The following is a 25811-nucleotide window of genomic DNA, read 5'->3' on the forward strand; positions in this document are numbered from 1 at the left end:
TCGTTTTTCACCATGTTAAAAACCATCAAAAGATTGTCTTTATCTTTTGAAGTGATTTTTATAACGGCATAGGCGTCCGTTATCGCTGCAGGATCGGGCATAGTAACCACCACGACCTCGTCTGCGGCCTCTAAAAATAGCCGCGTGTTTCCGCCTATACCCGCGCCCGTGTCGATGATGATAAAATCAAGCCCGTCAAGGTTCGCCGACTCGGCAAAAAACTGCTCGCACAAAAATTGGTTGTTAAATTTTAATATCTCCTCGCCGCTTTCACCGGGAATCAGCGTCAAATTCGGCTTTATCTCGATCAAAATATCTTTTAAGGAACATTCGCCTTTTAGTACGTGGAGCAAATTTTTATTAACGCGCACGTTTAAGATGACGTCTAAATTCGCTAGCCCTATGTCCGCGTGAGCGACTCTTACCCGTTTTGGCCAAATTAGCCAAATTTGCGCTTATGGTGCTTTTATTCCGCCTTGCCGCTAGTTACGCTAAAATATAATAGCGTAGTTCTTGTTGCTTTGGCTTGGGCGGCCACTATGGCCTTTAGTTTCTCGGGCCCTGATTCTCATTATGTCCCTTGGCTAAATCCCTCCTAATACGCAGCCTTACTAAAATTCGCTTCTTTGCCACCAAGATACTCGGTCCCGGTACTCCCTGGCCGACGGAGAAAAAACTAACAGGCTTATTCGGTCCTCGTAAACTAGGGAAAAACGTTGCCAAAACTCTTCGTCTCGTCAAATTTGGTGATAAATCTAGTGGTATCGCGATGTCCAAGAAAGCTAAATCCGTTGTAATTTCAAGCATATCTTCGATCTTTGCTCCTGCCGAGAGCACCAAATGCACGTCTATATGCGTATCCGAGCTTTTTAAAAATTTTTCTAGCCTTGATAGCTTTTCTTTATCGTACTGCGAGCTACCGTGGTGTCTATGAGGATAACTCAACAGTGATTTAGCTGCTTAGAGCGTTTTTTAAAATCATCAACTTCGATAACGTCAAGGATCGGAAGCTTCATCATCTTGGCGTATTGAAACAGCTGCTCGACCGCCCCAATACGGTAGGTATCAAGCGTGATGATGCCCGTTTTTCACGCGCTTACCGTCTCCATACGCAAATCTTGCAGCAAGTTTAGCTAGAGTCGTAGTTTTACCAACTCCGGTCGGCCCCACCAGCATCATTATCTTTTGTTTTCTATCGTCCTCTTCGCTTCTGCACGGTAGCATCTTCCTAAGTAGCGAGCTAAAATATCTCCTAACCGCGGTCGGATTAGCCTTCATCTGAGGCGACATATTTTCCACGGTTATTTTCATTATCTGCTCTAGGTGTTCCTCTTTCATGCCGCTATTTTTGGCGTCTTTGTAGATACCGGCAAACTCGGGCGGTATGCTTAGGTTGTTTCTAGCACCCGCTCGCTCCTCCCAGAACATATCGGCTATCATATTTACTTTTTCGCTTAGTGCGCTCACCTGCCTTGCGACGTCGTCTATCTTTTTATCGTAGTTTTGATCTTGGCGGCTTGGCATAGTTTCTATATTTGCTATTTGGCTTATCTCCTTTGCGGCTTTTGAGATGTTTAGAAGTATGTCCTCGCCGCTATTTTGGGCTGTTTTGTAGTTTTGATTTTGCGAGGCTGAGCTCGTGGAGTTTTGGCTAAAATTGCCGCAGCTAAAGCGCTTTGAGCTTCGACTTCAAAAAGCTCGCGCTCGTCTAAAATGATCTTTTGCGGCCTTTCCTCTTTTGCTGCCTGAGCGCGCAAAAACTCCTCGTAGCCCTTTAAATTTTGCTTTTGAGGCTGGTTTTTTTCTGCTCGCTCGCGTCCTCTTCGACGCTAACTAAAATTTCATAAAGCGGCTTTTTGTTTATCGTCTTTGGCTGAATTTGCTTCGTCGTTACCAAGATCGCCCTCTCACCGCACTGAGCCTGCGCCTTTTTTAGCGCCTCCATACTGCTCTCGCCGGTAAACGTATAAAACTTCGTCGCCAAATCTTCTCCTTCGTTTCTCGCTAAATTTCGCCGCCTCTAGCCAAAATCGTCGCGGCAAAGGCTATGCATTTTCCGTTCCCGCTTCAAATCTAGGCTTTGTGGCCGCTAAATTTTAAAATCTCACTCCGCTTTTGCTAACGCGCCTCATCGTCCCAAGCGGCAAAATCACGCTAGCCCTGCTTTGCGCGCCCGGATGGGGTAGCGTTAACCGCGCATCATTCCTGTTTCGTCCGCTAAAATACAAAATGTCTATATCAAGCGTTCTAGGCGCGTTTTTAAAACTTCGCACGCGTCCGAAACGCTTTTCTAAATTTGCCGTTATTTTTAAAATTTGCCTCGCGGCAAGGCTCGTTTGCGCGAGCATTACGGCATTTGTGAAATCAGCCTGCTCCTTAAACCCAAACGCCTCGTTGATAAGGAGCGCCGAGTTTTCCACGACGTGAAACCTGCTGTCACGGCTGAGTTTAAAATGCAACCGATTAAAGCGCTTTTTCACGTCGCCGATATTGCCTCCGAGCCCCAAAATAACGCTATTTTTAAAGCTCGGTTTAAAATCAAAAACCTTCGGGAAAAAGAGGCATTTATCAAACCGTCTCGCTCCCGCTACCCTCATAAAATTTCAGCTCCGTTTTCGCGCACAACCACGACGTCCTCGATGCGCACGCCAAACTCGCCAGGCAGATAGATCCCCGGCTCCACGCTAAAGACCATTCCCTCTTTTAGCACGGTATCTCCGCGCTTTGAGATGAACGGAAGCTCGTGGATATCGACTCCGACGCCGTGTCCGGTGCTGTGGAAAAACGCCTCGCCATAACCCTGAGCGGCGATAAAATCCCTAGCCGCCGCGTCGATCTCGCACGCCTTTTTGCCGGGCATAACCGCCGCGATCGCTAGAGCCTGAGCCTCTTTTACGATTTCGTAAATTTCTTGGCGTTTGGCATTTTTAAAATTTTGCTCTTTGCCGAAGTTAAAATTTTCGTCAAAGCACGCCGTGCGCGTCCTATCCGAGCAGTAGCGGTTAAATTTAACCCCCGCATCAAGCAGGAGCAAATCGCCCTGTCGCAAACGCTTTTTGCTCGGCAGAGCGTGCGCTTTGGCGGCGTTTTCGTTGATCGCGACGATAGGCGAAAAGCTAAGCGCGAGCTCGCCCTTTTTCTTAAAGATGAGCTCGGCGTTAAAAAACAGCTCCTCCTCACTCATGCCTTCGCCGCTAGAGCGCACGAACGCGGCAAATTCGTCAAATCTTTCCGCGCCCAGCTGCGCCGCGCGTTTTAAAATTTTTATCTCATCTTCGCTTTTTACTATGCGCGAAATTTGCGAAAAATTCGCACGCGCCTTAAATCTTATCCCAAGCCCCTTACTCAGAGCTTCCCACTCACCCGCGCTAAAATCGTACGGGTTATACGCAAGCTCCTTTACGCCTGCCTTTCGCAAAAATAGTCGCGCGTCTTTTATCAAATTTCGCTCGACCTCGATCACTTCGGTATCTTTGCAAAGCTCGCGCGCCTCGATACTATAACGCGCATCGGTGAGGAAAAATTTGCGCCCCGCAAGACTCAAAAATATCGCGTTGTCGCAGCTGTATCCGCACTCGTAAAATACGGCGTTTTCGTCCTTTAGGATAAAATTTTTCAAATTTTGCCTCGTTTTACTCCGCTTTTTCGCCCGCTCTTGCGGCTTTCATGGCTTTTATCTGCTCGAAAATTTGTAAAATCGCGATCATGGCTAGGTGGTAGCCCACAGGTCCAAAGCCGACGATCTGTCCCGCAGTCACCGGCGCTATGAGGCTTTTTTGGCGGAATTCTTCGCGGCGGTGGATGTTGCTGATATGAACCTCGATGACCGGAAGCCCGACGGCTGCGATAGCGTCGCGGATCGCGATAGATGTGTGCGTATAGGCGGCTGGGTTTATGATGATGCCGTCAAATTCGCCGAAGCACTCTTGGATCTTATCCACTAGCTCGCCCTCGAAATTGCTCTGAAAAAACTCGATCTCGATGCCGTTTTGCTCGGCAAAAAGCTTCATCTGCGCGTGGATATCCTCCATCTTCATCGAGCCGTAGATATCGGTCTCGCGCGTGCCCAGCATGTTGATATTCGGGCCCTGGATGACCATTAGTTTAGATTTTGTTTCCATTTTTAGCCTTTTAAAGGATTTAAATTTAGCCTTGATTATACATTTTTTAAGCTAAATTTTCGCTACAATCACGAAAAATAGGAGCTTAAAAAATGATCATCGTTAAACCAAAATTTACAATGCTATGCGACGAAAATTTTACCGTTTTAGAGGATGCGGCGGTCGCTTTTGATGAGCGTATCGAGGCCGTTGGCGAGGCCGAGCAGCTGCGCAAAAGATACCCTAATGCGCGGTTTTTCGAGTATCCGGATGCCGTTTTGGCGCCTGCTTTCATCAATCCGCACGTACATCTGGAATTTAGCGCGAACAAAACCAGCCTCGTTTACGGCGATTTTTTAGAGTGGCTAAGCTCCGTTATCGCCTCTCGCGGCGCGCTCTCGCAGGCGGCAAACGATGACCTCATCGCCTCTGCGATAAAAACCATGCAGCGTAGCGGCGTGGCGAGCTTCGGAGCGGTGTCGAGCTTTGGCCGGGATTTGGACGCGTGCGCGAACTGCGGCGGGCGAGTCGTGTTTTTTAACGAAATTTTAGGTACGAATGAAGCAGCGCTCGAGCAAAATTTGGCAAATTTCACCGCCCGCTTTGAAGCGTCGCAAAAGCGCAAAAGCCCGCTTTTTACGCCTGCGGTTTCAGTGCACTCGCCCTACTCTACGCACCCTGATTTAGCCGCTGCGGCGCTAAATTTAGCCCGCGAGCTGGAGCTGGTCGTCTCGACGCATTTTATGGAGAGCGAGCATGAAAAAAGCTGGCTAGAGGGCGGCACGGGCGGCTTTAAAGAGTGGCTGGGCAAATTTAACCCCGCCGCGTACCCGCTTTACTCGCCAAGCTCGTTTGTAGCGATGTTTGCGGGCGTTCGCACGCTCTTTACGCACTGCGTTTGGACGGATGATTTTTCGGGTTTTGACCCGGAGCTTCACAGTCTCACGCACTGCGCGGTTTCAAACAGGCTGCTTAGCAAACGCACGCTAAATTTACGCGCCGCGCTGGACGTGGGAGCAAACATAAACATCGGCACGGACGGGCTTAGCTCAAATATGAGCCTAAATTTCTTGGACGAGCTGCGGGCAAATTTACTCATTCACGCCGAATTTGATCCGCTTGAGCTTGCTAAAATTTTGCTTCTAGCATCGACAAAAAACGCGGCAAAGGCGCTAAATTTGGACGCAGGCGAGATAAAAGAGGGCAAGCTGGCCGACCTCGCGCTATACGGCGGTTTTGCAGACGCCGACGCGGCGCAGCTACCGCTCATGCTCATCTTGCATGCCAGAGGCTGCGAGCGGCTATTTGTTGGCGGCGCGGAGGTAAATTTAAACGATTAAGCCGAATTTTACGGTTTAGGCTCTGGCGCGAAAAAATAAAAATGCTAAATTTAAGCTCAAATTTGTGGCTCGTTTCTTAAATCCCGCCCGCTAGCTAAATTTATAAATTTAAATGGTAAAATGCGCCCGAATTTCACGAAAACGACAAATTTAAAGGAAAAAAATGGGATTTTTTAAGTTTATTTTCTCGCCGATCGCGGCGATTTTTAGGTTCATAAACACGTATTTTAAGGCGATGTTGTTTTTGCTCATCGTCTTTTTGATATTTTTTAGCGGCAAAGGCGAGAGCGTAAATCCGCCCAACCTAACCCAGATCAACCTCTCAGGCGCGATCATGGACGCAAACGAGGCGCTAGAAAAGATCGAGGCCGCGCGCAAGGACGCCAACATCAAAGGCGTGCTGCTCTACATCGATAGCCCCGGCGGCGCGCTGGCGCCTAGCGTCGAGCTGCACCTAGCGATCAAAAATCTACGCGCCGCAAAGCCCGTGGTCGCGTATGCGGGCGGGTCGATGACGAGCGGTAGCTACTACGCGGGCGCTGGCGCGAACAAGATTTTAGCAAATCCGGGCGCATTCATCGGATCGATCGGCGTGATAATGCAAGGCGCGGATGCTAGCGAGCTAGCGGCTAAAATCGGCGTCTCGCAGCAAGTCGTAAAAGCGGGCGAGTATAAAGAGGCGGGGACGTTTCTGCGCCCGTGGAGCAAGATCGAGCGCGAGCAACTGCAAGAGCTCGTAAACGCCAGCTACGAGATGTTCGTAAGCGACGTGGCGGCGGATAGAAATCTAGACGCAAACAAAAGCAAAGAGTGGGCCAACGCGCGGGTATTTCTCGCTCGCGATGCGGCAAAACTCGGACTCATCGACGAGGTGAGCGATTATTATTCTGCGCGCGCCGAGCTAGAAAAGCTAAGCGGCGTGGCCGAGCCCGTCTGGGCAAAGCCGTCCGTCTACGAAAAAGCGATGCAAAAATTTATAAATCAGGGCGCAAACTCGCTAATCTCGGCATTTTTTGAAACTAAGGCGAGGTAAATTTAAAGGCGCGCCGTGAAAATAATCTCGAAATTTAAAGACAACTACGACTTTATGGTCTCAAAATACGGCCTTGACTAGACGCTAATCTATGACCGCAGAAACTCGACTCTCGTCGCCGCCGATGAGCTATGGAAACTAAACCAAATAGATCAAATAGATTTTGAGCGAAAACTGGGCGGCTACCGATTTACTGACGGTAAATTTATAAATTTAAACAAAACCGACATCAATGAAGTTCCGCGCCTGCTGCACTCCATCATCTTTATCGGCCAAAATTTGGTCCATATTTTTGCCGCGCAGGGTAAGATTTACACGAGCCTTGATCTTAAAGAAACCGATAACAAAACTGGGATCTTGACGTTTAACGACGGTTTTCGCGCCTATATCGTTTCGCAGTTTCGGCAGATAGGCGATCGCGCCACGAGAGAGGATATTTTGCTCGACATAAAATACCCCCTAGGCGCCACCTGCGAAAAATCGTTAAAAAACATCGTTCGCGACGGTAAAGCGATAAGCGCAGACGAGATTTTAAATGCGCCGATCGTGCTTTTTAAAAAAACGAAAACTACCGACTTTGTAGCGATAAATCCGCAACTTAGAGCGATGGGGCTTTATCTGGATGCTGATTTCGTCTGGCAAAGCCTAGTGGAGTTTTTGTCCGCCAAAAAGGACGCCTCCGCCCCAACAGGCGCGATCCCAAACGATATAAAAATCGCAGGCAAGGGCTTTGACGTAAAACGCTCGTTTCGTCCGAAGATGAAGTAGCGTAGGTAAAATTTGACTTCTTGTTAGGCGCGCGCTCATTTGGATTGAATCTCACGATAAAATTTAAAACAAACTTCGGTAAAGTCCGCCAAACGCAAACAACTAACCAAGCAATCAGACGAGTAAATTTGGTCAAATTTTATATAAATTAGACGCAAATTTACAAAATTTCATGCGATAAATAACCGATTTGCAAGCTAAATTTTGACACGGCAAAACGCAAGCCATTAACTTTATCGCAACGAAATTTACTCAAATTTATCGCAATCAAAAACTCGCTAAAGCTAAATTTGAGCGCAAGCTAAAAGGTCGCCGCCGTCAAATTTAAACCTCCTCAAGCCCCATCAAAAGCCTAATAGCAAGGTTTGCCTCGTGATTTGCGCAGATCGCCACGCGCGCGGCCATGAGCCCCTGTCCTACGCCCGCAGCGTTTTGCAGATCGCCGCACAGATAGACGTTTCGCGCGAATTTGACCGTTTTTATGAGATTTGAGCTAAAGTGCCCCGCCATGCCCGACGCGCCGACGATCTTTTTGTCCCGCAGGCTCGCGCCCGCCTCGTTTACCATCATCGCCTTGCCCGCGACATTGTCAAAGGCCTCGCAGATAATGCTGCACGGCGCGAAAATCTCGGCGACGTTGCTCGCGTCTAGCGTCACGTCGTGCGTCACCACCTCGACAAATGGATTTACCTCGGCGATGAGCTCTTTTAGCGCGTCCGTTTTTTTCATGCCGATGTGGCGGACGAAGTACTGCTGGCGGTTTAGGTTGCTAGGCTCCACGACGTCAAAGTCGGCCAGCACGAGCTTAGCGACTCCCGTGCGGGCAAGGCTTAGCGCGATATTTGAGCCAAGACCGCCAAGTCCCGCCACGCCCACGCAGCCGCTAGCTAGAGCCGCGTTTAGCTCGGGGCTGTTTCTGGAGGCGATCATGGCCTTTAGCACCTCTCGTCCAGGCATCACGCCGCGCCTTATAAATACGACATTTGCGCCATCTTTTATCTCCAAATTTTCCTTCGTCGCAAAGCCGTCCAGGATAAAGATATCCGGCTCGCTAGCGTTAAATTTGGCTAGAAATTTATACATCTCGCCGTTTTTATCGCCCAGAGCCTCGTTTTTTAGCTCCTCCATCGTGTTTGCCGCGACTTTAAATTTCGCTCCGTTTAGCGTTATTTTTTTCATTTTTCTCCTTAAATTTACAAAATCATTTGGCTAAATTTGACGCGCTCTAGCCCAAATCCTGCTCGATCCTATACCATTCGTAAACGTCGCCGCCAAGCTCGCCGTGAAATAGCGGTTTGAGTTTTAAATTTAGCCTAACCGCGGGCGCGTCTAAAAACTCGCTCGAGCGGTAAAGCAGCAGCCATTTTACGCGTTCGTCTAGGGCCTTTAGCGCGTTTTCGCCGCCCTCAAACATCGTTAAGCGCGGCATGAAAGCTTCATTTATGTCGCTTGTTACGTGCACGCTCCTGCTCGCCATGCCAAAAAGCGGTATAGACGCGTCAAACTCGCGCTCGCGCGAGTAGATCATCACGTTTGGGTTTTTGCTGCCCTCTATCAGCCTGGTGTCTAGCCTCGGGCGGTCGGCGCGGACGGTGGCGCCTCCGATAACTAGCAGCTCGGCCGCGCTGCGAAGGCGGTGAGAGTGCGTGCGGCTGGCTAGGTTTGAGATGATTTTGCTCTGCGCGGTGCCGACTGCGACGCCGTTTGCGCTAAGGGCGAGCTTAAAAAAACTAAAATTTCCGCCCTGCCACGCTAGAAACGGCTCAACCAGATCGTCCGCTTCGCGCCGTAGTACGTCAAATTTGACCGCTACGCTGCCGCTTTGCAAGATATGCGCGCCGCCGCTAGCTACGGCGTTTTCGTCTCCTCTAGCGATGACGACTTCGGCAAATTTTAGCCGACTCAAAAGCTCGGCGCATGGCGGGGTTTTGCCACGGTGAGCACAGGGCTCGAGCGTCACGTAGGCCTTGGCGCCCTTTAGCAGATCGCCGTGATTTTGCAGGATGTATTCATACGTGAAATTTGGCTCCAAATCCGCATTTTCAAGCTCTGCAGCGCTTTCAAATTTGACGCCCGAAGCCGCATGATAATCGCGTAAAAAATCGCTCAAAAATGCCTCGCTTTTTTCGCAGAGCGCCAATAAAATCGCGCTTGGCTCGGCGTGTAGAAAGCCCGCCTTTTTATGCGCGGCGACCGAGAGAAGCCTGCCGCCGGCGTCTAAAACCGCGCAACCGACAGCTGGATTTGGGTAGGTTAAAATTTGAAACTCCCAAGCCTTTTTTATGGCTAAAGACATATAAAATTCGTCGTTTATCATCGCTTCCGCCTAGTTAAATTTTGGGGTATTATACTAAAATTTGCGCGGCTAATTTTTAAATTTGACGCCCATATTTTACTGGCTTGCCCGCCAAACCCGCACCCTTACGGCGTAAATTTCGCTCCAAACAATATCAAATTAATCTCACGAAGTCATGTGTATCATAAACCATGAGAAGCTTTTAGTTTCCGAGTGATAATTTTTGCGTGAGAGACGATGAAAGATATGCAGGCCTTTAGCGGCTCTGTCTTGGTCTGCGAGTTTGATAAGAAATTTAGCGGGCAAACGATAGTGGCAAGCCGCACTCTAAACACTAAATTTTTAGGCGAAAAAGAGCAGATGGACGATGCTCTTTTTAACGATGAATTTAGGGTTTTTACGGACGACAAGGTCGAAGCGAGGTATCTTTTGACGCCCGCATTCATGAAGCGCTTGCGCGAATTAAAGATAAAATTTGCGGGAGAGATGGGCGTGAGCGCTGCGTTTATGGACGATAAATTTTATCTATTTTTAAACGGAGCGAAAAATAGATTTGAAACTACGCCATTTTCGCTACCGCCTAGCCTTGAGGACGCCGCGCGGATAAAAAAGGAAATTTCAGAACTTTTATCTATCATAGACGAATTAAATTTAAACCTTGATATTTTTAAGCAAGAGGCAAATTTGACGGTTTAGATGATTGGGGATTTTGTAGATAAAATTAAATCGCAACGTAAATAAGGCAAAATTTAGTACAAATTTGTATCGAGATAAAAGCAGTATTTATGGGATAGAAAGTTAAAAACGGCGTCTTGCCACACAAAACGCCGTTTTATTGTAATATTAGAAACGTTGTCCGATAGTAAATTCAAACGTACTCGTATCGTCGCCGTCTTGCTTTTTGAGCGGTTTGGCAAAGATTAGCTGTAGCGGCCCCATAGGCGTTACCCACTCGATACCTGCGCCCGCACTATATCTACTGATACGTCCGTCGATATAATCCACGATGCCTGGCGCCGTTACGTTTGCGATCCTGCCGCGAATAACGCCGTAGTCAACAAACAGCAATCCGCGCATCTTTACGCGCTCTATTAGCGGGAAGCTAAGTTCTGCCGAGCTGTTAAACGACGTATCGCCGCCCGTCTCGTACCAGCTACCGCTGGCGACTTTGACTTTAGGCGAGACGGTTCTACTCTCAAATCCGCGTAGATTTCTGATGCCGCCTAGATATAGTCTCTCGTTGATAGGCACCCAGCCGCGATCCCAAATTTTGCCAAAGCTTGATTTGAATCTAAAAATAAGGTCGTAGTCCACCCACTCTCTGATACCTTGATACCAGTTGAAATTCGTTCTGCTCTTTAAAAATTTCTCGTCGCCGCCCACGCCCGCAAACTCTAGGCTGGTGCTTGCGATGATACCGGTGCGAGGTAGGTAGTAGTCATCCGTGCTATTATACGTGATAGACGGTATGAGCGAGCTTTTTAGGCTCTTGCCGTCTTTGTACCCGACGGTTTTTAGCACGTCGCTAAGCCCGCTGATACGGCTTTGCTCTATGATGTAACCCAGAGACGCGCTTAGATTTCTAGTTAGTTTTCTGCCTACGACGACGTTTAGACCGTATGATTTCTCATCGTAGTTATTCCAGCTATAGTCGTTAGCATAAAGAGTGCCGCCAAGGCTATATTCGCTATCAAAAAGGCGCGGGTTGGTTAGACCTATCTGCCCGGAGAGCTCGTTATCGCTCCTATCTACGCTTATGACGCCTTTCAAGCCGCTACCAAATACGTTCGTATCAGACACGCTCGCGTTAAGTAGCAAACCGTCCGAGCTACCGTAGCCGATACCGCCGCTGATCGAGCCCGTGGAGGCCTCTTTTACTTTTACGAGTAAGTCAACTTGGTTTGCTCCGACGCGCTGCTCCTCGATCTCAACCTCGTCAAAATAACTCGTTCGCCTTAGAGCGTCCTTGCTGTCTTGCAGGTCTGTTCTACTGTATAAATTTCCCTCCGTGAGGTATAGCTCGCGTCTAACGACCCTATCCACGGTTCTGTCGTTACCTGAAATTTGCACGTTTCTTATATATACTTTTTCGTCCGGTAAAACCTCATAGACGATACTAACAGTCTTGTCCTCGACATTTTTCTCGGTTTTTGGATTTATCCTTACAAACGCGTAGCCCTTATCCGCTACCATATCGTCGAGCTTTTTCATGTCTTGCCTTAGGCGAGCGGAGTTCATCACGTCGCCGCTCTCTAGCCTAAAGTCTTTTAAAATTTTCTCTTTATCAAGCTCTAAAAACTCAGGCGCTTCGATATCTACGCTAGATACCCTATACTGCTCGCCCTCGGTCACGTAGTAGGTGAGGTCTGCGGTGTAGTTATCCATATAGGCGTTTAGATACGGGTTTGAGACGGTGGCGTCTAGGTAGCCTTTTTGGTAGTATTTGTCTTGGATTCTCGCAGGATCGTTTGGTAGCTCGAAAAGCTTAACCTTACCGTCGTTTCTACCCCACATCCAGCCCATAAATTCGCGCTCTTTATTCGCTACCACAGGCTCCACGTCGTCATAATCAAAAAGCTTTGCGCCAACTAAATTTACGTTTTCTATTATGATATTTTCGCCGCGATTTATGTTCATCGTGACAAAAAGGCTGCTTTCATTGCCCGCTACCGGCTCTTTTGTTACGTCCACGATAGTGTCAAAGTATCCTTTTGACTCGTAATACTGCCTGATGCGCTCTTTTGCGCGCTCGATAGCTAGCTCGTCGTACATATTGCCTTGTTTGATATTGATTAGCCCGTCGATAGCGGTTTTATCGTTAGTCACTACGCCCTTGATATCGATACGAGCGATGCTAGGCTTTTCTTTTACCGTTACGGTTACGTCGCCGCCCTCGTTTTCGATATATATATCGTCGAAATAGCCCTGCCTAAACAGCTTTGCGATCGCCCTATCCGTACTATCGCCGTTTAGATCGTCGCCGACTTTTAGCCCCATTATCTCCTTTGCAGTTTCTGGAGACAGATGCACAAGACCTTTAAAATTTATGGAAGTTATCTGCTGGGCATTTGCCAAAACAGCACCCAGAAGTAGTAGAAAAACGCTTTTTTTCATTTATTTAACCTAAAAGTGATGATAAGGCTGTATAATAGCACATTTTATTTTTAAACAATATAAATTTAAAAGGTGAATTTATGAAAATCGGTATCGTAGGCCTAGGACTCATCGGCGGCTCGCTAGGTCTTAGCCTAAAAAACGAAAAACTAATCAGCTGCGTTAGCGGCATGGATCTAAACAAAGAGCACGAAAAACAAGCCATTGAGCTCGGTCTCGTGCATGAAATTTTAACTCTTGAGCAGATGAAGCAAAAATGCGATATGATATTTCTAGCCATCCCCGTCGAAGGCATCATCAAAATCGTTAAAGAATTTGAAGGTATCGGCGAAAACACGACTATCGTCGATCTTGGTAGCACCAAGCAAAAAATAATCGAAGCGGTGCCCGAGAGCATCAGGCAAAATTTCATCCCCGCGCACCCGATGGCGGGCACGGAATACTCCGGTCCGACTGCCGCGTTTTCTGGGCTTTTTAAAGACGCCGTCGTAGCTATCTGCGACTTTAAAGAAAGCGGCGAGATGCACGTCAAGCGCTCGGTCGAGCTATTTTCACACCTAGGCATGAAGATCATTTTTATGAGCGCGGCGGAGCACGACCATCACGCCAGCGTCATCTCTCACCTGCCCCACGCCATCAGCTTTTCGCTAGCTAGCAGCGTACTAAAAAAGGAAAACAAAAAAAATATCATCGCGCTAAGCGGCACGGGATTTAACGGCATGATCAGGATCGCCAAAAGCTCGCCAGTGATGTGGACGGATATCTTTAAACAAAACAAGCAAAATTTGATAAATTCGATAGACCTTTTCAAAAAAGAGCTGGACGAATGCGAAAATTTAATCAAAAACGAGAAGTGGGACGAGCTGCGAGAATGGATGGGCGAAGCTAGAAAAATACGCGAAATTTTATAAATTCGGGCGCAAATTTACCTTAAATTTATCGCTTTTTAGTAAAATCGGTCTCTTTAAGATTTAGGAGATTTTTATGAGAAGACGCGGCAATCCGAATTTGATATTTTTCGGCATTATTATTTTACTTTTAGTTGCGGCGATAGCTTTTTTATTTACCTCAAAAACATTTGAACGCGAAGCACCGAGCATAGCTATCTCAGATCAAATTTACTGGAATCTAACCTCGCCTCTACCGATCAAAATAACCGACGAAGGCGGCGTGAAATCGGTTAAAATTTCGCTTATAGACGAAAAAGGCAGCGTAAATTTATTGACTCAAAAATTTGAAGCGCCGTCTGAGATCGTCGATTTAAATTTAACCTTTCCGAAAACGGGATTTGGCGCACAAAAAGATATCTACAACATCGTGATCGAGGCCACGGATACTAGCAAATGGGGATTTTTCCTCGGCAACACGCAAAAAAAAGAGGTCAAAATCACCGTCGATAACAAAAAACCCGACGTAAACATCCTAAACCACTCATACGCCATCACCAAAGGCGGTAGCGCGACGGTCGTGTTTAAGGCGACTGATGAAATGCTAAAAGAGGTCTATATCGAGACAAACTATGGTAAAAAATTTATCCCGAGCAAATTCGTAAAAGACGGCTATTACGCCTCGCTAGTAGCTTGGCCGGCGCAGCAAGGCTCGTTTGGCGCCGACGTCGTGGCGCTTGACGCAGCGGGAAATATAACCAAAAGCAAGATAAGATTTTTCTACCAAGACAAAAAATACCGCACCTCAAAGATAAAACTAGACGGTCAAAGTAGATTTTTAAACGAAAAAATCCCGGAACTAGCGCAGCAATACGCAAAAAATTATGACGCAATGAGCAATCTGGAAAAGATGAAATTCGTCAATGAAAATCTCCGCGAGGCAAACGAAAAAATAATCTCGCAAATCGCCGCAAAAGTTGAGATAGACACGGCTGAAAACTTTAGCGTAAATAAATTTTATCCGCTAAAAAACGGTAAAGCCGTGGCGAGCTTTGGCGACCACAGATATTATACATTTGAGGATAAAGACGTCAGCGAAAGCTGGCACATGGGTATCGACCTAGCCTCGACCCAAAAAGCCGACATCGTGGCTAGCAATGACGGCATAGTCGAATTTGCCGCGGATAACGGCATCTATGGGCGCAATATCCTGATAAATCATGGATTCGGACTATTTTCGCTCTACGGACACTGCAGCTCGCTAAACGTCAAGGCCGGCGACTCGGTCAAGGCGGGCGACGTCATCGCAAACACCGGAGTTACCGGCCTAGCGATGGGTGATCACTTACACTTTGGCATGCTAGTTCAAGGCATAGAAGTGCGTCCGGAGGAGTGGATGGATAACGGCTGGATGAAGGATAACGTAACAGGCGTTTTAAGCGCAGCTAAAAAAATGGTCGAATAAATTTGCCGTTTTGTTGTAAATTTGTTGTATAATGGCAAGAATAGGAAAAATAGGGGCGAAAATTTGAAACAAACAACTATAAAATCAGCCATAGAAGGCGTAGGTATCGGGCTTCACAAGGGCGAACCGATAAAAATCACGCTTGAGCCGCTCGGGGCAAATTCGGGAATAATATTTTACAGAAAAGACCTCGGAGTGAGCTTTAAAGCGGAGCCAAAAAACGTGATAAATACTCAAATGGCAACCGTAATCGGCGGCAAAGAGGGCTACATCTCGACGATCGAGCATCTCCTTAGCGCGATAAACGGCTACGGCATTGACAATATCCGCATAGTCCTAGATGCCAACGAAGTGCCGGTAATGGACGGCTCGGCGATAAGCTACTGCATGATGCTGGATGAAGCGGGCACGGCTGAGCTAGACGCGGATAAAAAAGTAATCGTAATCAAGCGCCCAGTAGAAGTAAACAAAAACGGAAAATTCGCCAGAGTAACGCCGTCGAATAACCCGAAATTTGACTTTACTATCAAATTTGCCCACCCGATAATCGGCGAGCAAAATTACGTATTCGAGTTTAGCAAACAAGCCTACATCGAAGAGATCGCGCGTGCAAGGACGTTTGGATTTTTAAAAGACGTGCAGATGTTAAGGGCGCAAAATTTAGCCCTCGGCGGTAGCCTAGATAACGCCGTAGTCATCGATGATAATAAAATTTTAAATCCTGAAGGCCTGCGCTTTGAAAATGAATTCGTTCGTCATAAAATTTTAGACGCAATCGGCGATCTAAGCCTGATGGGCGCGCCATTGATGGCTGATTATACGAGCTTTGCGGGCAGTCACGAGCTAAATCACGAGCTAACGCTAGCTATCCTAAGCGACGATAAAAACTACGAGATTATCACGCTAAAAGGCGATTTCGCGCGCGAGTATCAAAAGGTATTTGCATAAAAAATATCCAAATTTTAGTTATCGCTCTTAGCTCGCCGCTAATCGTCGGTATTTATGACGAAAACGGCGAGCTTTTAGAGCAAATTTCTAGCGAAGAAAAATCCGACGTCTCCCTCGTAAAAATAATGGACGAGGTTTTAAACGACGGCAAATTTAACCTAAAAAAAATCATCTACGCAAACGGCCCTGGTAGCTTTATGGGCGTAAAGGTCGCTTACGTTGTTTTAAAGACGATTAGTATAGTAAAAGAGTGCGAATTTTACGCAGTTAGCGGCTTTGAGCTCAACGGCGGCGCGCCGATACGGGCGAATAAAAATTTAAGTTTCGTAGATACGCCCGATGGCGTCAAACTGCAAAAAGCAGAGGCCGGCGAATTTAGCTTGCCGCAAAATTTAGCCGTTTTAAATCTAAATTTAGATACCCTACCAAATTACGTTATTCAAGCCGTTTAGGAGATTTCTTGCAAATTTTAGTTCCAGCCACAAGCGCAAACATAGGTCCCGGCTTTGACGCCTTGGGTCTTGCCCTAGAGCTACACAACACAGTCGAGATAACGAGGGCAAATTTCGCCTCCGTGAGCATTTTGGGCGAAGGCAAAGACAACGCGCTTCTTAAGAAAAACAACATTTTTTTATCTATTTTCAACGAAATTTACGTCAAACTAACGGGCAAAAAAGATACTTTTCGCATGATTTTTACCAATAAGATCCCGTTTTCTCGCGGCCTTGGAAGCTCCTCTGCGGTAATCACTTCAGCCATCGCGGCAGCTTATGCGGCGGCAGGATTTAAGGCTGATAAAAGCGCGATTTTAAACCAAGCTCTAGTTTACGAAAATCACCCGGATAATATCGCTCCTGCGACGCTTGGCGGCTTTGTTAGCTCGGTCGTTGAAAACGGCAAGGTAAAATCTCTAAAAAAACCTTTAAGCGCCGATATCAAAGCCGTCGTCGTGATCCCGGATAAGCCGATGAGCACAAACGAATCTCGCGCCAAGCTACCTAAAAATTTCACTATGGGCGAGTGCGTTAGCAACCTCTCTCACGCCGCATTTCTCACGGCTTGCTTTTTTAGCGAAAATTACGAACTTTTAAGGACGGCGGCAAAAGACGTCATGCACGAACAAATCCGCATGCAAAGCCTGCCAGAGCTCTTTGAAGCGCGCAAGATAGCCTACGAAAACGGCGCGCTTTTAAGCACGCTTTCAGGCAGCGGATCGAGCTTTTTAAATATCGTTTACGCGGGCGATGCGGCAAATTTAAAACAAAAACTGCAAGATAAATTTAAGAGCTTTCGGGTTGAAATTTTTAATTTCGACAACGACGGGATAAAAATCCTACAAAGCTAAAAAAAAGCTAAAAGAAGTTATAATAATGGCTCAAAAATTTATCCCTATCAGGACGTGCGTGGTCTGCAAAAAGCGCTTTGAACAGCAAATTTTGCGTAGATACAGACTGATAAATTCTTCGCTATTTTTCGGAAACGGAAACGGACGCAGCTTTTATCTTTGCGAAGAATGTCTAAAAAAAGACGAGAAAATTTTAAGAAAATCGCTCGGAAGAGTCGCAGGCAGCTTTATAGCGACGCTACAAAACGGGCAAAATTTAAAGGAGATACTCTTAAATGGGGACTGTTCGAATTTCAGAGATAGCAAATGAGCTCGGCTACAATAGCAAAGAGGTTTTAGAAAAGGCTATTGAGCTTGGGCTAAAGGTCAAAACGCACTCAAGCGGCGTTAGTCCTGAAGAAGCGGCGGCGCTATACACCTACATTCAAACCGGCGAGATCCCCGAAGCTCTCAAGAAAAAGCCGGAAAAGAAAAAACCGACCGTCAAAAAGGCCGAAACTAAAGAGAGCAAAGAGGAAAAAGAAAGCAAACCTAAAGAGGCCAAAAAACCAAGCGCCGCAAAAGAAGAAAAGCCTTTACCGAAAGAAAAAGTAGAAACAAAAAACGACGAAAAATCTGAAAAAGAACAAAAAACAGTCACTCAAAAACCGGCAGAAAAAGCATCGGAGCCAAAAACGCAAGTAGCGCCAAAAGAGGAACCAAAGGCCCAGCCTGCCGCCGAGCCGATCCAGCCAAAAGAGAGCCTAGCCGACGTTAGTCTGCAAAAAAGACGCGGCCTAGTCATCGTAAAAAAGAAAAAAGACGAGCAGTCAGCACCTAGAACAAGCGAGAGAAAAGAGTCTGCGCCGGCGCTAAATTTGGAAAGTATGTTTAAATTTAGCGACGAAAAGATCGAGCGCAAAAAGAAAAAAGAGAAAAAACCAGTCATCGCAACCAAAAAAGACGGCGCTACAAAGATGGATCTACTCGGCGACCGCGACATGGCCGACATCGTGATAGACGATGAGGACGTGGTTATATTGCCTGATTTTTCCGTACGAACGCAAACTCCGGAGCCTCAAAAAATAAGACAACCTGCAAATACTAGCTACAAACCGGTACTAAATACATCGGTAAGTTCATTTCTAGAGCAAGGTACTGCGCGCAGGCCTCGTAAAAAACATAAAAAGTCACAACGAGCCGACCATAACGGCGAGGCGGTAACCTACGTCGAGATACCAAAAGAGATCCGTCTTTACGAATTTGCCGACAAGATCAACAAGCAACCTAGCGAAATCATCGGCAAGCTCTTTATGCTAGGCATGATGACGACCAAAAACGACTTCCTGGACGAAGACGCGATAGAGATTTTAGCTGATGAGTTTGGCATAGAGGTAAATATCGTCGATACGCAAGAAGCATTTGACTACGTTAAAGCCTACGACGAAGAAGAGGAGCAGCTAGACGATGCAAATTTGACCGTCCGAGCTCCCGTTATCACCATCATGGGCCACGTCGACCACGGTAAAACCTCGCTACTAGACTACATCAGAAGCTCGCGCGTGGCAGCGGGCGAGGCGGGCGGCATCACGCAACACGTGGGCGCCTATATGGTAAATAAAAACGGTAAAAATATTACCTTTATCGACACTCCGGGCCACGAAGCTTTCACGGCTATGCGCGCAAGAGGTGCCAAGATCACCGATATCGTCATCATCGTGGTCGCAGCCGACGACGGCGTGAAACCGCAAACCAAAGAGGCTGTGAGCCACGCAAAAGCCGCGGGCGTGCCTATCATCATCGCGATAAACAAGATGGATAAAGAGGCTGCAAACCCAGACAAGGTCAAAAGTGAGCTAGCCGAGCTAGATATCCTATCTACCGACTGGGGCGGCACGTACGAGTTTGTACCTATCTCTGCAAAAATGGGCACGGGCATAGACGATCTACTTGAGATCGTACTTTTGCAGGCTGAAATTTTAGAACTAAAAGCAAACGCAAAAGCAAACGCAAAAGCCGCTATAATAGAAAGCTCTCAGCAAAAAGGCCGCGGTCCGGTAGCTACAGTTATCGTAGAAAACGGTACTCTAAGAGTCGGTGATATCGTGGTCGCGGGCGTCGCATACGGCAAGATAAGAACGATAACCGACGACCAAGGTAAAATTTTAAAAGAGATAAAACCTGGCGAATGCGGCGTGATAATGGGCCTTAGCGAGATTCCGGAAGCCGGCGAAACACTAATAAGCGTCAAAACCGACAAAGAAGCCCGTGAATACGCACAGAAAAAGGCTGAATACCTACGCCAAAAAGAGCTCAGCAAAACTACTAAAGTAAGCCTAGAAGAGCTTAGCGAAAAGATCGCCGAGGGCGAGCTAAAATCGCTCCCTGTTATCGTAAAAGCCGACGTGGGCGGCTCGCTAGAAGCCATCAAGGCAAGCCTAGAAAAGCTTCGCAACGACGAGATAAAAGTAAATATCATCCACTCAGGCGTGGGCGGCATAACTCAAAGCGACGTGGAGCTGGCCAGAGCGAGCGAAAACTCCGTGATTTTGGGCTTTAATATAAGACCAACGGGCGAAGTGAAAGAAAAAGCCAAAGAAAGCGGCGTCGAAATCAAAACCTATAACGTCATCTATAACCTACTTGACGACGTCAAGGCGATTCTAAGCGGCTTAATGTCGCCTGTTATTCACGAGGAGCAGCTCGGCCAAGCACAAGTACGCCAAGTCATCAACGTCCCTAAAGTAGGCGCGATCGCAGGCTGCATGGTAACCGAAGGCACGATAAACCGCGGCGCGAAAATCCGCCTGATCAGAAACGGCGTGGTCGTACACGAGGGTACGGTAAGCTCGCTAAAACGCTTCAAAGACGATGTGAAAGAGGTAGCACGCGGTTTTGAGTGCGGCGTAGGTATCGACGGCTATAACGACATCAGAGAGGGCGACTACATAGAGAGCTTTAAAGAAGTAGAGGAGCAAGCTAGTCTATGAACCCCTCGGAGATAAAGCGCCTGCGCACGCAAAGCGTACTAAAAGAGCTATTGCCCGAAGCTCTATCTACGCTTGAGGACGAGCTTTTACGCGGGCTTTGCGTGACCGACGTCGAGTGTAAAAAGGGCAGATACGACGCGTTTGTTTATCTAGATAAAATGATGTTTGACGAGCGCGAGCAGGCCTACATACTAGACCGCCTAAAGCGCGTATCAAAGCATCTGCAAAATCACTGCATGGCTGCCGAGGGCTGGTATAGAGCGCCGAATTTTCACTTTAAATTCGACGACAGACTCGAGTACCAAAACCATATGGACGATTTGTTTGAAAAAATCTCAGAGGATCTAAATAAAAATGCAAAATCTTGAAAATTTGATCTCGCAGTGCGGCGTGCAGCTCTATGACGTCGAGGTTGCAAACGAAAACGGCAGAGCGATCTATAGGATCTACATCGCAAAACCAGGCGGCGTAAATTTAGACGACTGCGAAAAGGTTTCGCGTTTGCTTTCGCCGATATTTGACGTCGAGCCGCCGCTTAGCGGAGACTACGTACTAGAGGTTAGCTCGCCTGGACTTGAGCGAAAGCTGGAAAAACCGAGCCATTTTATATCAAGCGTTGGTGAACTGGCTAAAATTTCAGCCGAAGTAGACGGTGAAAACAAAAAACTAAAAGGCAAAATTTTATCCGCCGACGACAATGAGATCTCGTTTGAAAACGAAGGTCAAATTTTAAAAATAAAAATCGCAAACATAAAAAAGGCGAAAACTTACATCGAGTGGTAAGCCGCAAATTTAAAGGCTCAAATTTATTTGAGTCAAATTTTACAAATTTGAGCTCTTTAAATTTATATCGCAAAGTTAAAACACACCGCAGTCAAATCTCTCAAATTTAACCTTTCAAATTTTAAAACCGCCTCCGCGTAAATTTAAAATTTCTACGAAAAACATAAAAATGACAGTGCAAATTTACGCGATTCTACCCGCCTACTCCTGAAAGCGCACAGCGTAAATTTAATACCCGACTAGCAAAACATAAGCTAATTTTGGCTATAATCCCTAAATTTTTTAAAAAGTAGGAATCATGAGCTTTTTAGATATTTTTTCCAAAACGAGAAAGCAACAATCCGCTCCTAGCGAGGCTCCGGCGCACTGGGTCAAATGCGACAGCTGTCACTCGCTGATGTATTACAAAGAGGTCGAGGCAAATTTTAACGTCTGTCCAAAGTGCGGTTTTCACATGAGATTAGCCGCCGACAAGAGGATAGCGATGATCTGCGACGAAGGCAGTTTCGTCGAGCTTGACACTAAGCTAAAACCCGTCGATCCGATCAAATTCGTTGATAAAAAATCCTATAAAAAACGCATAAGCGAAAACGAGGAAAAAACGGGCAGAAGCTCGGCCGTGATCTGCGGCGAGGCCAAGATCGACGGCATGAGCGTGCAGCTGGCGGTTTTTGATTTTAGCTTTATGGGCGGCTCTTTAGGCTCGGTCGAGGGCGAAAAGATCGTGCGCGCCGTAAAAAGATCGCTCGATAAAAAGCAGCCTCTCATCATTGTTTCGGCTTCGGGCGGAGCGAGGATGCAGGAGAGTACGTTTTCGCTGATGCAGATGTCAAAAACTTCCGCCGCGCTAAAGCTGCTTGATGAGGCCAAGGTGCCCTATATATCGGTCTTAACCGATCCTACGATGGGCGGCGTGAGCGCGTCTTTCGCGTGGCTAGGCGACGTCATCATCGCAGAGCCCGGCGCTCTCATAGGATTTGCCGGACAGCGCGTTATCAAGCAAACCATCGGAGCCGATCTGCCTGAGGGCTTTCAAAGATCGGAGTTTTTGCTAGAGCACGGCCTAATAGACGCCATAGTCGAGCGCAAAGAGCATAAGCAGTTTTTGAGCGATATGATAAGACTACTCTCAAAAAACCCGGCCTACGCCGCCAAGCAGCCTAGCGCTCAAAATTTGGATGACGAGGAATAAATTTGGAAATTTCCGTGTTTTGCATCCAAAAGTCAAAACGTGAAAATTTTGAAAACGAGATCAAAGAGTACGCGAAGATGTCGTCGAAATTCGCCAAAATTTCAGACGTCGTTATCTTTAACGACAAGATCGCCAAAGCCCAGAGCAAGGGGCGAGAAGAGGCGCTAAAAGCCTACGACGAGGTTTATGAGCCGAATTTAAACGGCTTTTGCGTCGCACTTGACGAAGCGGGTCGGGAATTTAACAGCGAGGAGTTTGCCAAACTCATCTCGGACAAGGCTCAAATTTCGTTTTTTATCGGCGGAGCTTACGGACTTAGCCAAAATTTTAAACAAAAAACGGACGCAGTCGTTAGCCTGAGCCGCATGACGATGGCGCACAAGATAGCAAAGCTTATGCTTCACGAGCAGATTTTTAGAGCTCTTTGCATAAACGCTAACCACCCATATCACAAATAAAGGAACAAAATGCGCAAAAGCGACCTGGAGCAGTTTAAGGCACTTTTACTGGAGCGAAGAGCACAGATAACTAAAAATATTTTAGACTCTTCAAACGAGATGGCAGGACTACGCCAAAGCGGCGTCAGCGACGAGTTTGATATCGCTTCCGTAAACGCCGATCAGCTCATCGAGCAATCAATCAGCGCTCAACAAAGACAAGAACTAGCCGAGATCGACGTCTCGCTGCGAAAGATCGCCGACAAAACCTACGGCATCTGCGAGATGTGCGAGGAAGAGATCGGCCTAGCGCGTCTGCGCGTCAAGCCGCACGCAAGATACTGCATCACCTGCCGCGAGATAGTGGAAAAAACCGCAAAATAGGGGTACGCTATGCAAATCAAACGTTTTATAGCTTGCGCCGTGCTTTACCTGGTCGTAGTCGGCGCGATCGTTTATCTTTTTGAGAGCGGCTCTTACGAGCTTCATCTTAAATTTGCCCTCTTTGGCAGCGACGCCGAGTATACGTTAAATTTACCCGTCGCCGTTTGGATGATACTACCGCCTGCGATTTTGACGATATTTTGCGTACTTCATATGGCCTATCACGGGTTTAAATTTTATGCCTTTAAACGCAAAATTTCGCACGACGAGAAATTCTATAGAGACCTAAGCAAGGAAATTTTACTCGGCCTTGATACAAACAAAGACTTTAAAACGAACTTTTATAAAATCCCGTCCCAGATAGCAAGAATCCTCTCGCCCTGGGATAGATACAAAGACGCAAATATCGAGGGCGAGGAGCTACAAAACGTCCTAGGCGTAATGCGCACGGTCAAAAACGGCGAAGTCGCCGACCTAAAGAAATTTAAGCTACCTAAGGACAATCCGCTCTTTATCAAAAACGAGCTAAACAAAATAGCAAATTTGGACGGATACTATCTAGAAACGCTTAAAAAACCTATGGGCGATCAGGGCGAAATAGTCCGCGAAGCAAGGAAAAAGCTAATAAATTTAGGCTCGCTCGCCGATATCAAAAAATTTGCTCCAGATCTGGACGAAAAAGAGATCATGACTCTTATCGCCCGCTTTGCCAAAGACGAGATAAATTTGAGCAACGACGAGATTTTGGAGCTGTTAAATTCGGATAAAATTTCAAAAGACAGCTTTGGTATCAGCGCCGCGACGCTAAAAAGCAAAATCGCTCCGGACGCCGTCATCGGCATATTCGAGCGCCTCAAAAACGAACGCCAAGAGGCGCAGGAAGCATACGTCTATCTGCTGTTTGAGTTTGAGATGCTCGAGCGCGCGCAGGAGGTTTTGGCGGGTTTTGAAGCCAGCGAATATCAAAATTTCCGCACCCTGCTATATCTCAGACAAAACGGCAAAAACGTCCCGACAGATCTATTTTTTAAGTACGCGCATTGCTAATAGATTTTTCAAAAAAGCCGCTTTTTCTAGCTCCGCTCGCGGGCTTTTCGGATCTGCCGCTTAGAAGCGCGGTCAAGCAGTTTGGTTGCGACGTGACCGTAAGCGAGATGATAAGCGCAAACGCCCTAGTCTACGAGGGTAGCAAAACGCTTGAGATGCTCAAAAAATCTCCGCTTGAAACGCCCTATATCGTGCAGATCGCGGGCAGCGACGCAGACATCGTCAAAAAAGCGGTGGAAATTTTAAACAGTATCGACGGTATCGACGGTATCGATCTAAACTGTGGCTGCCCCGTACCAAAGGTCGTCAAACAGTCCGCAGGCTCTGCTCTGCTAAAAGATATCTCAAATCTAAAACGCATCGTAGAAACCATCAAAAAAACCTCAAATAAGCAAATGACTAGCGTCAAACTACGCCTAGGCTTTGATGAAAAAATACCCGAAATTTTAGCCCTCGCCGCGCAGGACGCCGGAGCTGACTACATCGCATTTCACGGACGCACGAGAGCCGGCGGCTATACGGCAGCGGTAGACTACGCCGCGATCGGCCGAGCTAAAGAGGCAGTAAGCATCCCCGTCATCGCAAACGGCGACATCTCGCCAGAAAATGCGGCCGACGCGCTAAATTTAACCAGCGCCGACGCGCTAATGATAGGACGCGCCTGCATCGGCAAGCCGTGGGTTTTCCACGAGATAAAGACGGGCGGCAGCATCGACGCGGCGACGAAAAAGGCGATCATCTTGGCGCATTTTGACGCGATGATCGAGCACTACGGCGAGCACGGAGCGGCGATCTTTCGCAAGCACCTACACCGCTACTCCAAAGGCATAGACGGCGCCAGCGCCTTTCGCGACGAGATAAACCATATCGCCGAGCCTGACATCCTGCGCCAAAAAATCCAGGCCTTTTTCTAACCATGCAAGGCTACATCCTGCACACGCAAAAAGTGCGCGACGAGGACCTGCTCGTCTACATCCTCACGCCCTCGCTGCTAGTCAAATCCTACCGCTTCTACGGCGCGCGCCACTCAAACGTCCTGCAAGGCTACAAGATCGACTTCGAGCTCGAAGGCGGCGAAAACTTCCTCCCGCACCTGCGCAGCGTCCTGCACCTAGGCTACCGCTGGCTACTCTCGCGCGAGCGGCTACTCGCGTGGCAGCAGTTTATGCGCCTACTCTACGCGCACCTGCGAGACGTCGAGCAGATAGACGAGGTGTATTTTCGCGAGCTTGAGCTTTGCGCCTCACGCTTTGACAGAGGCGCTCCCAAACGCCTACTCATCGAGAGCTACGTGCGCATTTTAGAGGCCGAGGGCAGGCTACACGACGAGCTTTTTTGCTTTATCTGCGACGAGCCCGTGGAGGATAGCGTGGCACTAGCTAGGAGCTTCTTGCCCGCTCACGAGCACTGCGCCGCACAAAAGGGTTTTGAGATAGAAAAGATAAAAATGCTCTTTAGCGAGCACTCTACGCTGCTGCTTGATGATGACGAGATAGACGCGCTCTACTCGGTTTTACTTCAGGGACTTTGATCAAATTTACCGTTTCAAATTTGACTCGCCCAAATTTGCTTTCAAATTTAACCCGCTCAAATTTGATGCAAACGGATCTCGCCGCGCCCTACCCCAGATATCCAAATTTATCGGCTTAAATTTCATCAAATTTACCGCCTCTTTACCGGGTTTTGGCTAATATTTCGCAAAT

At 47.4% G+C, this 25811-nt stretch carries 31 protein-coding genes and 1 pseudogene; 19 read left to right on the forward strand and 13 right to left on the reverse strand.

All coding sequences use genetic code 11. The features are described 5' to 3' along the window. The 9 genes and pseudogenes from EE116_RS00005 to aroQ all read right to left on the reverse strand — a co-directional run. Window positions 1–468: pseudogene (locus EE116_RS00005) on the reverse strand (AAA family ATPase); the annotation flags it as partial. 78 nt (window positions 469–546) lie between these two features. Then, a complete protein-coding gene (locus EE116_RS13165; protein WP_420886346.1) occupies window positions 547–945 on the reverse strand; it encodes a flagellar biosynthesis protein FlhF in 399 nt (132 codons plus the stop codon). Further along, a complete protein-coding gene (locus EE116_RS13170) occupies window positions 942–1079 on the reverse strand; it encodes a hypothetical protein (protein ID WP_420886352.1) in 138 nt (45 codons plus the stop codon). Before EE116_RS13170 ends, EE116_RS13165 begins: the two co-directional genes overlap by 4 nt. Continuing rightward, window positions 1066–1524, reverse strand: coding sequence for a flagellar biosynthesis protein FlhF (locus tag EE116_RS13175; RefSeq protein WP_420886347.1), 459 nt, complete (start codon window positions 1522–1524; stop codon window positions 1066–1068). Before EE116_RS13175 ends, EE116_RS13170 begins: the two co-directional genes overlap by 14 nt. A 50-nt stretch (window positions 1525–1574) precedes the next feature. Next, a complete protein-coding gene (locus tag EE116_RS13180; protein WP_241091601.1) occupies window positions 1575–1757 on the reverse strand; it encodes a hypothetical protein in 183 nt (60 codons plus the stop codon). A gap of 17 nt (window positions 1758–1774) precedes the next feature. Then, window positions 1775–1984: a hypothetical protein gene (locus tag EE116_RS13185; protein ID WP_241091602.1), complete on the reverse strand. Its 210-nt coding sequence runs from the start codon at window positions 1982–1984 to the stop codon at window positions 1775–1777. A gap of 112 nt (window positions 1985–2096) precedes the next feature. Continuing rightward, window positions 2097–2597 (reverse strand): 2-amino-4-hydroxy-6-hydroxymethyldihydropteridine diphosphokinase, encoded by a 501-nt coding sequence (gene folK / locus EE116_RS00015; RefSeq protein ID WP_122872697.1) that lies wholly within the window; start codon window positions 2595–2597, stop codon window positions 2097–2099. Further along, complete coding sequence (locus tag EE116_RS00020; protein ID WP_122872698.1) at window positions 2594–3619, reverse strand: aminopeptidase P family protein; 1026 nt, start codon at window positions 3617–3619, stop codon at window positions 2594–2596. The genes folK and EE116_RS00020 overlap by 4 nt, the downstream gene beginning before the upstream one ends. A 13-nt stretch (window positions 3620–3632) precedes the next feature. Further along, window positions 3633–4121: a type II 3-dehydroquinate dehydratase gene (gene aroQ / locus EE116_RS00025; protein ID WP_122872699.1), complete on the reverse strand. Its 489-nt coding sequence runs from the start codon at window positions 4119–4121 to the stop codon at window positions 3633–3635. 92 nt (window positions 4122–4213) lie between these two features. On the opposite strand from aroQ, the gene mqnF reads away from it, so the two are divergent. The 3 genes from mqnF (at window position 4214) to EE116_RS00040 (ending at window position 7241) form a co-directional block, all read left to right on the forward strand. Then, window positions 4214–5440, forward strand: a complete 1227-nt coding sequence (gene mqnF, locus EE116_RS00030; protein ID WP_122872700.1) for an aminofutalosine deaminase family hydrolase — start codon at window positions 4214–4216, stop codon at window positions 5438–5440. A 163-nt stretch (window positions 5441–5603) separates the two neighbouring features. Further along, on the forward strand, window positions 5604–6473 hold the full coding sequence (sppA, locus tag EE116_RS00035; RefSeq protein WP_122872701.1) for a signal peptide peptidase SppA: 870 nt from the start codon (window positions 5604–5606) through the stop codon (window positions 6471–6473). A gap of 279 nt (window positions 6474–6752) precedes the next feature. Beyond that, complete coding sequence (locus tag EE116_RS00040; protein ID WP_122872702.1) at window positions 6753–7241, forward strand: hypothetical protein; 489 nt, start codon at window positions 6753–6755, stop codon at window positions 7239–7241. Window positions 7242–7565: 324 nt separating this feature from the next. On the opposite strand, the gene thiF is transcribed toward EE116_RS00040, so the two are convergent. Both thiF and ribD read right to left on the reverse strand, forming a co-directional pair. Continuing rightward, a complete protein-coding gene (gene thiF, locus EE116_RS00045) occupies window positions 7566–8420 on the reverse strand; it encodes a sulfur carrier protein ThiS adenylyltransferase ThiF (RefSeq protein ID WP_122872703.1) in 855 nt (284 codons plus the stop codon). 46 nt (window positions 8421–8466) lie between these two features. Then, complete coding sequence (ribD, locus tag EE116_RS00050; RefSeq protein ID WP_122872704.1) at window positions 8467–9558, reverse strand: bifunctional diaminohydroxyphosphoribosylaminopyrimidine deaminase/5-amino-6-(5-phosphoribosylamino)uracil reductase RibD; 1092 nt, start codon at window positions 9556–9558, stop codon at window positions 8467–8469. A gap of 216 nt (window positions 9559–9774) precedes the next feature. Between ribD and EE116_RS00055 the strand changes: the two genes are divergently transcribed. Continuing rightward, on the forward strand, window positions 9775–10233 hold the full coding sequence (locus EE116_RS00055; RefSeq protein WP_122872705.1) for a DUF3137 domain-containing protein: 459 nt from the start codon (window positions 9775–9777) through the stop codon (window positions 10231–10233). A gap of 147 nt (window positions 10234–10380) precedes the next feature. Here EE116_RS00055 and bamA read toward each other — a convergent pair whose 3' ends face one another. Beyond that, the gene (gene bamA, locus EE116_RS00060) at window positions 10381–12651 is read right to left on the reverse strand and encodes an outer membrane protein assembly factor BamA (RefSeq protein ID WP_122872706.1); all 2271 of its coding nucleotides are present in this window, start codon (window positions 12649–12651) and stop codon (window positions 10381–10383) included. A gap of 80 nt (window positions 12652–12731) precedes the next feature. Between bamA and EE116_RS00065 the strand changes: the two genes are divergently transcribed. From EE116_RS00065 to recO, 15 genes are all read left to right on the forward strand, one after another. Continuing rightward, window positions 12732–13562 (forward strand): prephenate dehydrogenase, encoded by an 831-nt coding sequence (locus tag EE116_RS00065; RefSeq protein ID WP_122872707.1) that lies wholly within the window; start codon window positions 12732–12734, stop codon window positions 13560–13562. A gap of 73 nt (window positions 13563–13635) precedes the next feature. Next, window positions 13636–15003 (forward strand): peptidoglycan metallopeptidase Pgp6, encoded by a 1368-nt coding sequence (gene pgp6, locus EE116_RS00070; protein WP_122872708.1) that lies wholly within the window; start codon window positions 13636–13638, stop codon window positions 15001–15003. A 63-nt stretch (window positions 15004–15066) separates the two neighbouring features. Next, a complete protein-coding gene (gene lpxC, locus EE116_RS00075) occupies window positions 15067–15951 on the forward strand; it encodes a UDP-3-O-acyl-N-acetylglucosamine deacetylase (RefSeq protein ID WP_122872709.1) in 885 nt (294 codons plus the stop codon). A 125-nt stretch (window positions 15952–16076) separates the two neighbouring features. Further along, the gene (locus EE116_RS00080) at window positions 16077–16403 is read left to right on the forward strand and encodes a glycoprotease family protein (RefSeq protein ID WP_009494930.1); all 327 of its coding nucleotides are present in this window, start codon (window positions 16077–16079) and stop codon (window positions 16401–16403) included. An 8-nt stretch (window positions 16404–16411) separates the two neighbouring features. Beyond that, on the forward strand, window positions 16412–17296 hold the full coding sequence (gene thrB, locus EE116_RS00085) for a homoserine kinase (RefSeq protein WP_122872710.1): 885 nt from the start codon (window positions 16412–16414) through the stop codon (window positions 17294–17296). 25 nt (window positions 17297–17321) lie between these two features. Next, the gene (locus EE116_RS00090; RefSeq protein ID WP_002947517.1) at window positions 17322–17606 is read left to right on the forward strand and encodes a YlxR family protein; all 285 of its coding nucleotides are present in this window, start codon (window positions 17322–17324) and stop codon (window positions 17604–17606) included. After that, window positions 17572–20265 (forward strand): translation initiation factor IF-2, encoded by a 2694-nt coding sequence (infB, locus tag EE116_RS00095; RefSeq protein ID WP_122872711.1) that lies wholly within the window; start codon window positions 17572–17574, stop codon window positions 20263–20265. The genes EE116_RS00090 and infB overlap by 35 nt, the downstream gene beginning before the upstream one ends. Continuing rightward, complete coding sequence (rbfA, locus tag EE116_RS00100) at window positions 20262–20633, forward strand: 30S ribosome-binding factor RbfA (RefSeq protein WP_002943703.1); 372 nt, start codon at window positions 20262–20264, stop codon at window positions 20631–20633. Before infB ends, rbfA begins: the two co-directional genes overlap by 4 nt. Then, window positions 20620–21048 carry a ribosome maturation factor RimP gene (gene rimP / locus EE116_RS00105; protein WP_122872712.1) on the forward strand — a complete coding sequence of 143 codons (429 nt, stop codon included), beginning with the start codon at window positions 20620–20622 and terminating at the stop codon, window positions 21046–21048. Before rbfA ends, rimP begins: the two co-directional genes overlap by 14 nt. A gap of 298 nt (window positions 21049–21346) precedes the next feature. Further along, a complete protein-coding gene (accD, locus tag EE116_RS00110) occupies window positions 21347–22240 on the forward strand; it encodes an acetyl-CoA carboxylase, carboxyltransferase subunit beta (protein WP_122872713.1) in 894 nt (297 codons plus the stop codon). A 2-nt stretch (window positions 22241–22242) separates the two neighbouring features. Next, a complete protein-coding gene (locus tag EE116_RS00115) occupies window positions 22243–22698 on the forward strand; it encodes a 23S rRNA (pseudouridine(1915)-N(3))-methyltransferase RlmH (RefSeq protein ID WP_122872714.1) in 456 nt (151 codons plus the stop codon). 9 nt (window positions 22699–22707) lie between these two features. Beyond that, window positions 22708–23061 (forward strand): RNA polymerase-binding protein DksA, encoded by a 354-nt coding sequence (dksA, locus tag EE116_RS00120; RefSeq protein WP_122872715.1) that lies wholly within the window; start codon window positions 22708–22710, stop codon window positions 23059–23061. Window positions 23062–23070: 9 nt separating this feature from the next. Next, entirely contained in the window at window positions 23071–24108 is a 1038-nt protein-coding gene (locus tag EE116_RS00125) for a fatty-acid--CoA ligase (RefSeq protein ID WP_122872716.1), read from the forward strand. Continuing rightward, window positions 24102–25022 (forward strand): tRNA dihydrouridine synthase, encoded by a 921-nt coding sequence (locus EE116_RS00130; protein ID WP_122872717.1) that lies wholly within the window; start codon window positions 24102–24104, stop codon window positions 25020–25022. The genes EE116_RS00125 and EE116_RS00130 overlap by 7 nt, the downstream gene beginning before the upstream one ends. Before the next feature lie 2 nt (window positions 25023–25024). Beyond that, complete coding sequence (recO, locus tag EE116_RS00135; protein ID WP_122872718.1) at window positions 25025–25639, forward strand: recombination protein RecO; 615 nt, start codon at window positions 25025–25027, stop codon at window positions 25637–25639. Between the two features lie 6 nt (window positions 25640–25645). Here the strand turns inward: recO and EE116_RS12950 are convergent, their stop codons facing one another. Then, the gene (locus EE116_RS12950; protein ID WP_277418934.1) at window positions 25646–25768 is read right to left on the reverse strand and encodes a hypothetical protein; all 123 of its coding nucleotides are present in this window, start codon (window positions 25766–25768) and stop codon (window positions 25646–25648) included. Window positions 25769–25811: the final 43 nt, after the last annotated feature.

Source organism: Campylobacter showae (assembly GCF_900573985.1).
GTDB lineage: Bacteria > Campylobacterota > Campylobacteria > Campylobacterales > Campylobacteraceae > Campylobacter_A > Campylobacter_A showae_E.

What these genes read in the sequence shown, in the direction of transcription:
- EE116_RS13175 (WP_420886347.1), bottom strand. Translation starts at nt 1,524, where the DNA reads ATGCCAAGCCGCCAAGATCAAAACTACGATAAAAAGATAGACGACGTC.
- folK (WP_122872697.1), bottom strand. Translation starts at nt 2,597, where the DNA reads ATGAGGGTAGCGGGAGCGAGACGGTTTGATAAATGCCTCTTTTTCCCG.
- aroQ (WP_122872699.1), bottom strand. Translation starts at nt 4,121, where the DNA reads ATGGAAACAAAATCTAAACTAATGGTCATCCAGGGCCCGAATATCAAC.
- mqnF (WP_122872700.1), top strand. Translation starts at nt 4,214, where the DNA reads ATGATCATCGTTAAACCAAAATTTACAATGCTATGCGACGAAAATTTT.
- sppA (WP_122872701.1), top strand. Translation starts at nt 5,604, where the DNA reads ATGGGATTTTTTAAGTTTATTTTCTCGCCGATCGCGGCGATTTTTAGG.
- thiF (WP_122872703.1), bottom strand. Translation starts at nt 8,420, where the DNA reads ATGAAAAAAATAACGCTAAACGGAGCGAAATTTAAAGTCGCGGCAAAC.
- ribD (WP_122872704.1), bottom strand. Translation starts at nt 9,558, where the DNA reads ATGATAAACGACGAATTTTATATGTCTTTAGCCATAAAAAAGGCTTGG.
- EE116_RS00055 (WP_122872705.1), top strand. Translation starts at nt 9,775, where the DNA reads ATGAAAGATATGCAGGCCTTTAGCGGCTCTGTCTTGGTCTGCGAGTTT.
- bamA (WP_122872706.1), bottom strand. Translation starts at nt 12,651, where the DNA reads ATGAAAAAAAGCGTTTTTCTACTACTTCTGGGTGCTGTTTTGGCAAAT.
- EE116_RS00065 (WP_122872707.1), top strand. Translation starts at nt 12,732, where the DNA reads ATGAAAATCGGTATCGTAGGCCTAGGACTCATCGGCGGCTCGCTAGGT.
- pgp6 (WP_122872708.1), top strand. Translation starts at nt 13,636, where the DNA reads ATGAGAAGACGCGGCAATCCGAATTTGATATTTTTCGGCATTATTATT.
- EE116_RS00080 (WP_009494930.1), top strand. Translation starts at nt 16,077, where the DNA reads ATGGACGAGGTTTTAAACGACGGCAAATTTAACCTAAAAAAAATCATC.
- EE116_RS00090 (WP_002947517.1), top strand. Translation starts at nt 17,322, where the DNA reads ATGGCTCAAAAATTTATCCCTATCAGGACGTGCGTGGTCTGCAAAAAG.
- infB (WP_122872711.1), top strand. Translation starts at nt 17,572, where the DNA reads ATGGGGACTGTTCGAATTTCAGAGATAGCAAATGAGCTCGGCTACAAT.
- rbfA (WP_002943703.1), top strand. Translation starts at nt 20,262, where the DNA reads ATGAACCCCTCGGAGATAAAGCGCCTGCGCACGCAAAGCGTACTAAAA.
- rimP (WP_122872712.1), top strand. Translation starts at nt 20,620, where the DNA reads ATGCAAAATCTTGAAAATTTGATCTCGCAGTGCGGCGTGCAGCTCTAT.
- accD (WP_122872713.1), top strand. Translation starts at nt 21,347, where the DNA reads ATGAGCTTTTTAGATATTTTTTCCAAAACGAGAAAGCAACAATCCGCT.
- dksA (WP_122872715.1), top strand. Translation starts at nt 22,708, where the DNA reads ATGCGCAAAAGCGACCTGGAGCAGTTTAAGGCACTTTTACTGGAGCGA.
- EE116_RS00125 (WP_122872716.1), top strand. Translation starts at nt 23,071, where the DNA reads ATGCAAATCAAACGTTTTATAGCTTGCGCCGTGCTTTACCTGGTCGTA.
- recO (WP_122872718.1), top strand. Translation starts at nt 25,025, where the DNA reads ATGCAAGGCTACATCCTGCACACGCAAAAAGTGCGCGACGAGGACCTG.